A 12,875-nucleotide genomic window follows, 5' to 3' on the forward strand; every position below is an offset into this window, starting at 1 on the left:
CAGAACTTTCCGCATTATTGACCTCTGATCAATGTTGCACGAGATGCCTCAAAGGAGCTGCCTGCGCGCGAAGTCTGCGAACGTGCCCTTCGCCTCGCTCAGTTCGGCGAATGTTCCGGTCTGCGTCATCTTGCCGTCGGTGAGCACGATAATACGATCGGCCTGGCGCACCGTGCTCAACCGGTGCGCGATTACGATTCGCGTGACATTGAGAGCCCCAAGCGAATCGCTGACGACGGCCTGCGAACGATTGTCGAGCGAACTGGTCGCCTCGTCGAACAAAAGGATGCGCGGGCGTCGAGCGACTGCGCGCGCGATCATGATGCGCTGGCGCTGTCCGCCGGAGAGCGTATTGACGCCCTCGGCGATCGCCGTATGCATGCCCATTGGCATCTTCCTGATATCAGCATCGAGTCCTGCCATCCGCGCCGCAGCCCAGGCTTGTTCGAGCGGGAGCGGCAGGCCCCCGCAGATATTCTCGTAGATGCTGCCCGTTGCCAGTCTGCCGTTTTGCAGGACGACGCCGAGCTGGCGGCGCACTGCGCTGACATCCAGGGTGTCGAGAGCCTTGCCGTCCAGGAACACGGCCCCCGACTCCGGCTTCTCGAAGCCCAACAGCAGGCGAAACAGGCTGGATTTGCCGCTTCCGGACGGTCCGACGATGGCAACGTACTCGCCGGGTGCGATGCGCAGTGAAACGTTGTCGACCACGGTCGGGCCGCCCGCGGTGTAGCGGAAGGTCACGCGTGAGAATTCCACGGCGCCGGTCAGTTCGCCCGGCGCTTTGCGGTCGTCGGAGATCTCAGCCTCGGCGGTGACGAGCGGCCGGATGCGGGTAATATGGGGGATGGCCACAAGTGAGGCGCTTACGCCATTGGCCCACATCCCGACCCCGGCCATCGATTGGCCGAAGGCGGCGAGGAAGGCAAAGAAGGCGCCGAAGTCCGCGATGAGGACGCTCCGGGTCCACGAGGCGTAGGCGAACAGGATGAGGGTCGCGACGGTTGGAAACGAGCCTTCGAACAATGCGAGCGCATTGGCGGCCCGCTGCGAGGCGATGAAGTGCCGCTTCTGGGCTGAAAACTGTCGTGACCACACGGCGAGGGCGCGAACCCCCGCGGCAGCAACGCGCAGCTTTCCAACGCTGGACAGAAGTTGCAGCACAAATCCTTCGACCTTCCCCTGCAAATTGAACTGGCGGGTCTCGTGATAGATTCGCAGCGCGCTGGTGCCAACAATCAGGATGGCCCTGATGAACAACAGGGCGAGCGCGACCAGCGCAAGCCGCGCATCGTAGATCACCATGAGGAGAACGCTGAACCAGCAGAAGAGTCCAGCCATCAGACTGCGCAAGGTCTGCCCGGTGAGAATCCGGCGGACCGCGTCGATTCCCAGCGCACGGCTGACGAAGTCGCCAACAGTGTATTCCCGAAATACGGAAGCAGGTAGCTTGAGCAGTCGATCGATCACGGCAGCTTGCAGTCGCCAATCGACCAAACCCTCAAGGCGAAGCATCGCCACCCCTTCCATCAACTGCACGCCGGCCGATGCGATCGCAACGACCGCAAGCGCAAGGGCGCAGAAGGCGAGCTGGTCGACTTCGGTGCGGGGGATCACGGAACTGACGAGCGCTTGCGTGATCAGCGGCGTCACCAATGACAGCAGCCCGATGAAGGCGACGGCCAGGGCGATTCGTGTCACATCGCCGCGCACATGCTGGAGCGAGAAGACCAGCAGATCGCGAAGCCTCAACCTGGACGAGGGCAGGGTCGGATAGAACGCCGCAGCCTCGGGATCAAGCTCCTGCGCGACTTCCCGGTCCACCGGGCGGCGCGCTGCCGCTTCTGGGCCAATCATAAGGTAGCGGCCTGAAACCCGAACGAGTGCAACCGGATCGCGCTGCGCTCCGTACCAGCCGACCATTGCGCCCGCGTCGCCAAGCCACCAGTCACGGCGCAACTGAATGCGGCGAACGCGCAGTCGGGAGGCGCGGGCAATCTCGACAATGTCGTTGAACGTCTGCTGCGTCGACGGCCGCGCCGGCGGCGCAAGGATCGCAATTTCCAGGTCCCTCGTTGCGGTTCGACACGCCCCGAGCAGCCGGTCCTCTGACACGTCGACGGCTGTTTCGAGCCGATCGGAAGGGCCGACGATGATCGCCGAGAGGCGGTCGAACATCTCCGTGGCCCGCGACCTGGTCAGCTCGTTTAGGCCGATCAGTCGCTGGCTTTCCAGGTCCACGTTTTTCCGTAGGCCCTCCCGGATGCATGCCGCCGCGCAGCGGTGGAAATGGTCGAGCACCTCGTGGAGCGCGGAGCCGGTCGGCCGTCCGCCGTTCCCAAGCGTACAGCCACCCTCTCCGGCAATAAGCCACATTCCGGCGGAAAGTGGAATTGACGGACCGCCGGGCTGATAGGCTGGTTCCTGGCCCATCAAGCGCGCACTGCCTGCCGCGACCGACACCCAGACAACGTCGCGCGCCGGCCCTCGTCGGCGCTCGCCAGGCTTCATTTCAACTGAGATGAGGTTCGTTGCCTCCTGTATGTCCCAACCTGGATTAGGCCCGGCGATCGACTTGGATAGTCTCGCAAGCCACCGCTCGATTGCCTCATCGCAACAGTCGGCGCACCGCATCTGCAGGGCTTCGGCGCTCTCGCCTCCGACCGCAATCGTCCGAATCTCCGAATCATCGGAGACGTCCAAGATATCGGCGAAGATCTCGTCGTGCTCCGCGCGGAAGAGGTGATGTCGTGCGGTCTGCGGCTTGTCTCCAGAGAATCCGACGGCAAACACGTCGACATAGCCAAAAACGACCTGCATGGCCCGGCCGCGCTGGTTGAGCAGGACGGGATGACGAGCATCGAGAGAGAGGCGCTCAGCGGTGCGCGGAAGTGGCGAATCGACCGTCGCGACGGGTTCCGGCAGCGGTGGCAGCGATTCGTTCATTGCTGCGCCACGAGTTGAGTGTAAACGCCGTTCATGGCCATCAACTGCTCATGCCCTCCCCGTTCGACGATCCGCCCCTGCTGCAATACAATGATCTCGTCGCTGTCCCTTATGGTGCTGAGCCGATGTGCGATGATGATGCAGGTGCAACCGCGGCGGCGCATCTGTTCGTCGATCAGCTTTTCAGTAATCGGGTCGAGCGCTGCGGTTGCTTCATCGAGTACGATCACCGACGGATTCGCCACCAGTGCGCGCGCGATTTCAATCCGCTGGCGCTGGCCGCCGCTGAAGTTCATTCCACCCTCGCTCACATAGCAGTCATAGTTTCCGATGCGCGTTGCAATCTCATCATGAACGGCGGCATCCTTGAGCGCTCGCGAGATTTCCGGCTCGGGGACCGTCGTATCCCACAATGTGAGATTGTCGCGCGCCGTTCCCTCGAACAGGAAGATGTCCTGATCGACGTAAGCGATGGAGTTGGCGAAGATCTCGCGCGGGATTTCGGACAACGTGAAGCCGTCAACGCGGACCTCACCCGACCAGGGCTTGTACAGTCCGCAAATGAGACGACCGAGCGTCGACTTCCCGCTGCCTGACGGGCCGACCAAGGCGACCCGCTTTCCTGGCGCTATTGAGATCGAGAGCTCCGAAATCAGCGGAGACTCAAGGATCGAATAACCGAAGGTTACGTTGCTGAGTTCGATGTGTCCGGTCAGCTTCGGCGAAATATCCTGCACTCGTGCGCCGCCGCTCGTGCCCTCGAGTGGGTAGTTATACACGTCTTCCAGTCGTTCCAGTCCGCCCTTGATCATCTGAAGACTGCCGATCTGGTTGACGAGCGTCGTGATCGGCGAGGAAAAGCTTGCCATCAGCGACTGAAAGGCAACGAGACTTCCCAGCGTAAGTGAGCCCTCGATCACGCGCAGCCCGCCGAGACCTAGAACGGCAGCCATCGTCAGACCTGAGAGCAGAGTCGGAAGCATGTCGAGAAGGTTGGACGACAGGCCGAGTTCCTGGTCGGCATTGAGTGTTTTGGCCTGGATACCCGCCCAATTCGCAAACGCCTCGTCCTCCAGTCCGCTGGCCTTCAGCGTTTCGATAGTTCGCACGGCACCGATGGTGCTGGCAACAAGCTTGCCGCGTTCGAGCGCTAGACTGCCGCTGAGATCCTCACGCCTTTGCCCGATGATCTTCAACGCCACCAGGTTGACGAGAGATGCTCCGACGACAATTGCGGTCAGCGGGCCATCGTAGACGGCCATTGCCGCGGCGAAGAAGATCAGCGACGTAAGGCTGAGCGCGTTGGAAACGACGCCGTCTGAAAGCAGCCTCGAGATCTGCTCGTTTGTTGCGACGCGCGTCGCGATCTCGCCGGCATGGCGTTGTGCGAAAAAGTCCATTGGCAACGAAAGCACGTGCCAAAGAAAGCGGCTTATCATGACAACAGCGAGTTTGGTCTGAAGGCGCAGCAGCAGCGATTGCTGCAGACCCGCAACCAGCGCCCGGAAGAGAGCAGTCGCACCCATTCCGATGAGCAGCGGTTTCAGCCAGCTCTCGTTGTTCTGTATCAGGATTTCGTCCACGAAGATCTTCGAAAACCCCGGAATGACGATTCCCGGAATGATCAACGCAAGGCTGACCGCGATCACCAGTGCGAGGGGGCCGCGCGATCGTCCCAATTCGCGAAACAGGAGCCGCATGCCCTTGGGCTTGCTGCCAACCCTCCGAAAGCTCTCCGTGGGCTCCATGGCGAGCGCAACCCCGGTGAAGGCGCGGTCGAGTTCGGACAAATCCAACAGTCGGCGCCCAATCGCGGGATCGTTGATGGAGACCCGATCGCCATCGATGCCCTCGAGGACAACGAAGTGGTTGAAGTTCCAGTGAATGATGCACGGCATGGGCAATTCATGCAGCGTCGAGATCTCCTTGCGAAAGCCCTTCGCAGCCATGCCAAGATTAAGCGCCGCCTTGACGATGTTGCTCGCCTTGCTGCCGTCCCGTGAGACGCCACAGGCTACCCGCAGTTGTTCGAGCGGAATCCAGGCGCCATAATGGGCCAGCACCATTGCGAGTGCCGCGGCCCCGCACTCAACCGCCTCCATCTGCAATACGGTCGGCGTTCGCCTGATGGGTCCGCGGCCAAACCAGCGTCGAATGGTTCGAAATATCAACTGGGTTATCCCGTCGAATAAGTCTTATCCTGCAATTCCTGTCAGCCGCTTGAGCATCGGGACGATCAGCTCGATCGGTCGTCGCTCGCGCGTTGTGATTTCCGCCTTGGTCAGCGTCCCGCTGGTGAGCCGCAATGCTGGCCCCTTTCCCACGGCCCATTGATATCCACTGACCGTGCCCTCGTTGTGTTTCAATCGCACCCGCGCTGCGTAAGGTGCGCCGCCCTTGGAGAAACGCGTGACGAGGCCGTCATTGTGCAGGACCGCGGCCATACCCTGCGGCGTTATCGGGAATTCGGAAATCGATTCCACGGTGCCGACCATGGTTCCGAACTCCTCGCGCTTGACCGTGCTCGGCTCGATGCGCACCTCCATGCCCGGCTTGACGCTCTTGCCGCGATCTGCCGCAACGTACAAGATCGCGTCGAGCGTTGCGCCTTCGCTTTCGACCACGATGACCGGCGTGCCGACACTCAATACGGACCCTGGCGACACTTTGATCTCAAGCACGCGTCCGTCGATCGGGCTGACCACCTTTGTATCGCGCCCCAACTCTCCGGCCAGCTTGTCCACCTGCCGTCGCGCCTCGTTGAGGCGATACTGAGATTGTTCAATGTCGCGCTGGCGCTGGGCCTCAAGATCGGCCTTCTGCTCTTTCAATTTAAGAATTTCGTTCTGGGTGTCTTCCTTGCGTTGCTGCGCGTCCGTGAGTTCGTGACGGCGATCCTCGACGTTGCGGCGCGTGGTATAACCCTTTGCGAGCAAGCCCTCCAGGTTTGAGAGGTCGCCGGTCAGATAGATGATGCGTTGATCGGTTGCCTTGATGATCTGGTTGAACGCTTCCTCGAGCTTGGCGGAATTCTGCGCCTTCAGGGCCAGCTCCGCCCGCGTCTTTGCTTTCAGGGTTCCGTGCTCGCTCTCGCGCTCACGAAGCACCTCCATGGCATCGCGATATCCTTGCTCGACTTCGATTTGGCTGACGCCGGCGACCGCCTGACCTTTCGTCACGCGATCGCCGACCGAAACGTCGATCGAGGCCAGGCGACCCGACGCGCCGGAGACCGTGTCGACGACGCGTCCTCCGCTGCTGACGAAAATGCCTTCGGCCTGTGCGCGCGTCGGCAGGCGCCCCAAAATACCCCACGCAATCGCCGTTCCGAGCGTGAGGAAGATCACCACCGTCAGGATCCAGTCGAACGGTCTTGTGATGGTGACGAGATGGTCGAGCTGTTCGAGCGATGCGGCGCGTTCAAGCGCGACAGCGCGAAAGGCCTTGTTCGGCTGATCGCCCATGACCAAGCTTCCCGCGTTTTCGCCGAACCGCGACGTTCCGATTCCTGAGTACAGTCAAACAGATCAGAGGGTCAAGATGCGCTCCGACAACCGGCGAAATCATACAAGAAGGTTACCCTTGGTGACCAGTAGATTCGCGGCGAATTGCCGGGGCGCTCCGGGTCCTTGGTTCGGGAGCGGGAAACAGCGCTGGTACTGTAGGTCAACGTCGCCTATAATCTCATTGGCGCCAGATGGTTGGACCAGTTATGTGCACCGACCGCATTCCCGTCTATCGGCAGCGAACCACGTCTTTGGCCCGGGCATTGGCAGCGATGGGTGCATTGCTGCTGGTGACAACGGCGGCGCAATTTTCTGCCAATGCCCGCGTCCTGAGCGATGCAGATCTCGACAAGATCTCGTCAGTCAGGAAGTTGTCGATCGATGTGATGACAGATATCACTATGCTTTCGCGGCGGCCTGATCTTTCCCAGACCGACAGCGATTGCGTCAAATCGACTCTACGTAGCCTGACGCAAATCGCCGCCGAATTGCAGAGCTACGAGTATCTAATCACTATTGAAAGCGAGCTTAAGAATTTCGACGACGACAACACTCTCCGCGGCGTTCTTCGCTTTGCCGTCCAGAACGCGCTGAAGATTCTCGAAACCGAGCGCAAACACCTCGTCGAAGTTTCCGATCAATGTGCGCGTAATCCGATTTCAGCTGAGAAGGCACGGCAGGCGACGCAGTTCATCGAGAGTACCCAGTCGGTCTTGAAGTCGCTGCAGCCGCGCCTCTGACAGAGCGACAACCTTTCAGGTTGGCAGGACTGCCGCGTCTGTGTTATGTTTTCGATCGCGACCCGAAATTTTTGATTGAGTTTCAAGTCATTCGCTTCCTTTTGGGAGTGCTTATTTTGGCAATGGGAGATCAAGTCATGCTGGCCGTGCTGCCGAACGGGTAGCCGTGGGCCACATGCAGGTAACGCTGATATTTCCACCGGCAACCGACCCCAGGGCCCCCCACCTGGCGCTTCCTTATCTCGCTGCCGTGCTGCGACGTGCCGGGATTTCGACGAGGCTGGTCGATGCGGATATTGGCGGCTTGCTTGCTCTGCTGCGTCCAGACACGATCGCGAGCAACGTGCAGAAGCTGAAGTTACGGCCGCCCGCCGACATGGACGCGGCCGCGCTGTCTCGGCTGGTCCGTCGCGGTGACGCGCTGGTCGAAAACATGCCGCGTGCTTTGGCCATCCTGCGGGATCCAAAGGAGTTTTATGATGCTCACCTGTTTCGGGCCGCCCGGGATCAGTTGCGCGATGGGATCCGCCTAGCCTGTCTCGCCGCCCTTCGTCCGATCCACTACAGCCTCTGCCCCATCCGATACGACGTCGACGGGATCGACGAGCAGAGCCTTCACGATCTGATCGTCGTCACGACCGACCGGCACTCCAATCTATTCCACGACTATTGGGAGGCCGAGTTGCTCTCTGGTATCGAGGCGGATCATCCCGATCTCGTCGGAATTTCGATCGTCAACCGGCAGCAGTTGCTGCCCGGGCTCGCTCTGGCGAGGCGCCTGCGCGAGCGCGGGTTGTTCGTGGTGCTGGGTGGAACAGTGTTCACCAAGTTCGTCGGCAAGCTGATGCAGATGCCAGCATTCTTTGAGCATTTTGCCGATGGCGTGATCGTGTACGAAGGTGAAGCTGCGATCCTGGAGCTTGTCGCGCAGCTTGGATCGGGCCGCGATTTTTCCCGGGTGCCGAATCTTCTCCATGTCAGGGACGGCCGCGTCCATCTTGGCAAGCCCCACGTTGAAGACGTCGATCAGCTCCCGGTGCCGGATTTTGCGGGGCTGCCGTTGCAGGACTATCTTACGCCAGAGCCGGTGCTGCCGATCCTCGTCGGCAAGGGGTGCTACTTCAACGAATGCAAGTTCTGCGACATTCCATTCATCAATCACATTTCGAAGAAGCCATACCGTGTGCGGAGCCCGGAGAAAATAGCGCAAGACATCCTCTCCCTCAACGAGCGGTTTGGATGTCGGCATTTCGAGATTACGGATGAGGCGCTGCCGCCCCGCCTTCTAGAAAAGCTCGCCGACGAACTCGAGCCGTATGCCGACCGACGACTCTCGTTCACCGGGTACGCGCGGCTCGAACCAGGCTTCACGGCACCTCTGTGCGCGAAGCTTGCCGGAATGGGAATGCGAAAGCTGTTTTTCGGACTCGAATCCGGCGATCAGACGACGCTGGATCATATGAAAAAAGGGATAAGGCTTGAGCACGTCCGACCGGTGCTCGAGCACTGCCGTGATGCCGGTATCCTTTTTCATATCTTCTCGATCATCGGTTTCCCCGAGGAGACGGAAGCCAGCGCGCGCAATACACTACGCTTTTTCGAGGACAATGCGGACGTTATCGACCACCCCGGGAACACCTTCGACATCCATCCTTTCGGACTTGAATTGCGCACCGAGTATTTCGCCAACGCAGGCCGACTTGGGCTGAACATTCCCCCCGAGGCACTGAACAAGGAATTCGTGATCGGCATTCGCAGCGGCTGGTCGAATACGCGGGGGCTTTCGCAAAGCGAGGTCGTGCGCCTCGTCAAGGACTATAATGAGGTGCTGCGCCGCACCTACAGCCGCTTCCACAACAGCGATCTGCATTTGTGGCCAGGCTTCGAAGAATATGCCGTACTCTATGCCGATCACTATGCCGATCGCGATTTTCCCTTCCGGACCGCGTTACCCGAAGAAGGAGACCCCTCGCAATTCACATTGGCCTGGTGCCCTGATGCCCTGATCGAATCCAGCGGAGCAACCGTTCGAATCTTTTCTCCGTCAAAGATGGCCACCGTTTCCGAGAGGGCTTACCGGATGCTTGCCTCGGGCACTCCGCGCACGCTGCAGGAGTTTTTCTCAGAATGCCTTGCCCATAATCTTGCTGGAACTGGTGATGGAGCCGAGAACAGGGCTCGGCGCATGATCAATGAGCTGATCAGGGTGCACCTGCTGCAACTCACCTTGTCCGGTGTCAGCACTGGTCCGGACGGCGCGCGGCTGGCGACGGAGCCGCGCGTGCGGGGCGCGAATCAATTGACATGAGGGTCCTTCGATCAGCCGCCCCTGAAAAATCGTTGCACTGGTCAGCGTCCTGCATGAAGGGAGATAGCGAGCCACCATGCCCGAAACGATTGACGCCGCCGGCATCTGCGGAAGGCAACTGCGGGACATCTGCCTTGCGGCCGGCTTGGTGGAGCAGCAGGACCCGATCGCCACCCTGTTCGATACACTCTGCACTGTGGCAGGGCTTCGCCAGTTGCCGATTCAGCCCCGCTGGTCGGGCGTCACCGACGACTGCACACCGATCGAATTCTCTGCAGCGTTCGATACGAACGAGACCAGGGTGCGGTTCTTAATCGAGGCGCAGGATAACCCGGCGTCCCCGGCGTCCTACTGGCACGCCGGCGAGCGGCTTGGTGCGCATCTGGCAACGATGAAAGACATCAGGCTCGAGCCGATGATGGCGATCCGCGATCTGTTTTTGCCAACCGATCCCAACGCACTGTTCGCAATCTGGCACGCGATGGAGTTTCGCAAGGACGGGCCCCCGCTCTGCAAGATTTACCTCAATCCCGCAGCCCGTGGGCGTGACGCAGCCCGGACGGTCGTCCTCGCCGCACTCGACCGGCTCGGTTTCGGCCACGCGAGCGACGGGTTGCTCAAGCTGTTGAACAGCAACGACGTGATCACTCACCTTGCGATCGATCTGGTTTCGGCCGCGCAGGCACGGGTCAAGGTCTACGCTCGGCACTTTCGCGCTGCCCCCGCGGAGTTCGACCGGCGAGCTGAAGCGATTGGCGCCAAGGGCGGTCTCGATTTTGCCGACGTCTGCGAGGTCATCTCCCGTTCCGCTGACGTCCTGTGGCAGCGCCCGGTGATGACGTGTTATCATCTGACAGCAGCCGACCTCACTAGGCCGGCCGGAATGACGCTTTACCTTCCACTCTACCCCTACGCATCAAGCGATCACGTAGCCGCCGAGCGGATCACGGAACTGCTTTCGCAGGCCGGATTCGGCGTCCCCATCTACAGGAGTATCGCTGGCCGTCTCGTCGCGGGATGTCGAGGCACTGTCGGCGTCCATACCTACGTCGGTTACAAGAGGGTCGCAGGCGCAAGGGACGGAGGACAGGTGACCGCCTATTTTAGCCCCTCCCTGTTCCAACGGCAGTACGGCCGACTCGCGCTCGACCCGGATCATTTTTGGCCGTCGCCACTGTCGTGACCACGAACCTGCGCTATCGAGCCAATCACAGCGGCTCGCTCGCAACCGAGATCCGGCGACAATCGGTCGTGCTCACGACCAAGTTCTTTGGCGGTAATTTATCTTGAGGCTGCGACGCGTTCGCGCTCTTGCGCCTCGTCAAGCTCGCGAAACTGACTTCCATACTTCAGGAAGCGAGCGCGCAGTTCGTCTCGTTCGCCTTCGGTGAAGCCGCCTCTTTCGCACGCCCAGTCGTTATATGGAAAGGTCAGCGGGCCATCCACGGATTTTCCACAGGCGGAACGCTTGTGCAGAGCCAGATCGTGGACCAGTTTAATCTGGGCTTCGCTGCCTGCCACCGAGCGAAGCCACTTGTTTCCGAACGCAACGTGCGTGATTTCGTCCAATGCCACGAAATCGAAGAGTTCGCTCGTGACCTCGTCACCACCGAACCGCAGTTGCTGAGCCTGCCATATGGCTCCGTCTACACCGATCCACTCCCCAACGCGCTGCTGCACGGCGAGGCTGACGTCGACGTTTTCGCCATCAGCCATATCCCAGAGCGCGTATGAAATCGCATAGGTCCCCAGGGAGCCTCCAAGCTGCAGCAGTCTCGTGCGGAAAGCATCGGCATGACGCGCCTCGTCCCAGCACTGACGCGCCATGTCGACAACGAACTGCCAGGGCATCGCCGGGAATTCGACGATCATTCGACTGCACGCCTCGATGGTCGAGAGCTCGAGATCGGTATAGAAGACGTGCAACAGCTTCACCGTATCGGTCAGATTTGGATTGCTTGCAGTTTCCGAAAAGCGACGGTCACGGGCCGGGCGAACCGGTATCCTGGCTGGCAGGTGTCCCTCATTCGACGATGATGAAGTGCTCATGTCCGGAAAGATTTCACGTACCGATCGGAACGCCGTATCAGCTTCTTCGGCGGCACTCGCGGCCGATGCAGTCAGATCGTTCAAAACTCTGATTGTCGGCTCGTCAGCGAGTGCGTCGGTTCGATTTGCGTGATCTGCCATCGACGTCTTGAGATTCATAAGGGCGACGCCGTATAGCGCGCGAATTTTTTCAGGCGTCGTCAACGCAGATTCGCAGGCCATCAGGTCATCAGATGCCGTTTGCAGCGGGACCGTCCGCGGATCGACATCGACCGCCAGTTCGGCCAATCGTGCTCTCAGACGCTCGGCTGAGTGCACCGCCCAATACAGGTGGCGAGCAAAAATGGTTTTAAGTTCCACTTCCGGCGTCGTCATCGTCCAGAAGGCCAGCAAATTCGAAATCCGTACGCACCGGGCAATATGATCCTTTGTTCTCTCAACGGTTTCAGCAACACGCATCGCCAATCTCCCAAGAGTTCACGAATAAGCTGGATTGAAAATCGAATTCAAAAGCCGAAAACGAGACGCCGCGATCTTGCGCATTCGAGGTCGAAAACTCAGCCGGCATTCGCAGCACCAAATAAATGCTGAGCGAGCGGGTACTTTTCGAAGCTGACTTGACGGATGTTGCAAGAAAGCTACCGCATCACAAACATCGTGTCTATCAAAGAGCCCTTGCAGCAGAGCGAGGGTCTAGTGCCCGTGGAGTCGCCGCAATCCGCTCGGGCGTCGCGATAGGACGGCCATGCTCATTTTTGTTGCACAACAATCTTGTTTGTTGCACAACAATCTTGCGATGCAGCAATCACTGTCGCGACTGGTGGGAGCGCCTCGCCAAGGCTCTTGTTGCTAATCGTTGCTAATCAACTGCACTTCGGTTACTGTTCGCTGGGGATTTCATTTATTTCATGGAGTCGCGACATGGCTGATCAGAAACCAAATGGTTTGTTTATTACCGATGACGCCGGCAACGTTTATTATCTCCGCCCTGAAATCCTTGCACAGGCGAAGATGCCTGATGAAGACGTCAAGAAGCTCAAGGATGAACTCGCTGCGAACGGCAAAGGGCAGGACCAGGAGTTGAGCCTTGAAGATTTGAATGCAGTCGCCGGTGGCGTCAATTTCCCGGCGGCTACTCACGTTCATGTAGGGACCTCATTTTCTGCACTTAGCCATTTAGGCACGCAGTCAAGTGGCATCCCCAACATCGGGAACGTCATGACATCCACGGTCATGTGTCCCTGGTAGTCGGATCTTCCAGCAAGAGCCTGATACTGCTTTTGGTTTGAAGCATGTTTCGAGTGGCTCTCATCTATCCTCCTGGCG

The 12,875-nt window shown here is 59.7% G+C and carries 8 protein-coding genes; 4 read left to right on the top strand and 4 right to left on the bottom strand.

Annotated elements, in window-relative coordinates; all coding sequences use genetic code 11:
• Nucleotides 1-48: 48 nt before the first annotated feature.
• Genes FXV83_RS00680 through FXV83_RS00690 form a run of 3 tightly spaced genes read right to left on the bottom strand, consistent with a single transcriptional unit; the run spans nucleotide 49 to nucleotide 6,410 of the window.
• Entirely contained in the window at nucleotides 49-2,946 is a 2,898-nt protein-coding gene (locus FXV83_RS00680) for an NHLP bacteriocin export ABC transporter permease/ATPase subunit (protein ID WP_148736772.1), read from the bottom strand.
• Nucleotides 2,943-5,117, bottom strand: a complete 2,175-nt coding sequence (locus FXV83_RS00685) for an NHLP family bacteriocin export ABC transporter peptidase/permease/ATPase subunit (RefSeq protein ID WP_283811688.1) — start codon at nucleotides 5,115-5,117, stop codon at nucleotides 2,943-2,945. Before FXV83_RS00685 ends, FXV83_RS00680 begins: the two co-directional genes overlap by 4 nt.
• Nucleotides 5,118-5,141: 24 nt before the next feature.
• The gene (locus FXV83_RS00690; protein WP_148736775.1) at nucleotides 5,142-6,410 is read right to left on the bottom strand and encodes an NHLP bacteriocin system secretion protein; all 1,269 of its coding nucleotides are present in this window, start codon (nucleotides 6,408-6,410) and stop codon (nucleotides 5,142-5,144) included.
• A gap of 248 nt (nucleotides 6,411-6,658) precedes the next feature.
• Here FXV83_RS00690 and FXV83_RS00695 point away from each other — a divergent pair, with 248 nt between their 5' ends.
• From FXV83_RS00695 to FXV83_RS00705, 3 genes are all read left to right on the top strand, one after another.
• Nucleotides 6,659-7,192 (top strand): hypothetical protein, encoded by a 534-nt coding sequence (locus tag FXV83_RS00695; protein ID WP_148736777.1) that lies wholly within the window; start codon nucleotides 6,659-6,661, stop codon nucleotides 7,190-7,192.
• 175 nt (nucleotides 7,193-7,367) lie between these two features.
• Nucleotides 7,368-9,500: a B12-binding domain-containing radical SAM protein gene (locus FXV83_RS00700; RefSeq protein ID WP_148736779.1), complete on the top strand. Its 2,133-nt coding sequence runs from the start codon at nucleotides 7,368-7,370 to the stop codon at nucleotides 9,498-9,500.
• A gap of 76 nt (nucleotides 9,501-9,576) precedes the next feature.
• A complete protein-coding gene (locus FXV83_RS00705; RefSeq protein ID WP_148736781.1) occupies nucleotides 9,577-10,683 on the top strand; it encodes a tryptophan dimethylallyltransferase family protein in 1,107 nt (368 codons plus the stop codon).
• 98 nt (nucleotides 10,684-10,781) lie between these two features.
• Here FXV83_RS00705 and FXV83_RS00710 read toward each other — a convergent pair whose 3' ends face one another.
• Entirely contained in the window at nucleotides 10,782-12,008 is a 1,227-nt protein-coding gene (locus FXV83_RS00710; protein WP_148736783.1) for a DUF455 family protein, read from the bottom strand.
• Between the two features lie 462 nt (nucleotides 12,009-12,470).
• On the opposite strand from FXV83_RS00710, the gene FXV83_RS00715 reads away from it, so the two are divergent.
• Nucleotides 12,471-12,797 (top strand): hypothetical protein, encoded by a 327-nt coding sequence (locus tag FXV83_RS00715; RefSeq protein WP_148736785.1) that lies wholly within the window; start codon nucleotides 12,471-12,473, stop codon nucleotides 12,795-12,797.
• Nucleotides 12,798-12,875: the final 78 nt, after the last annotated feature.

This window comes from Bradyrhizobium hipponense, from assembly GCF_008123965.1.
In the GTDB taxonomy this organism is placed as follows: Bacteria; Pseudomonadota; Alphaproteobacteria; order Rhizobiales; family Xanthobacteraceae; genus Bradyrhizobium; species Bradyrhizobium hipponense.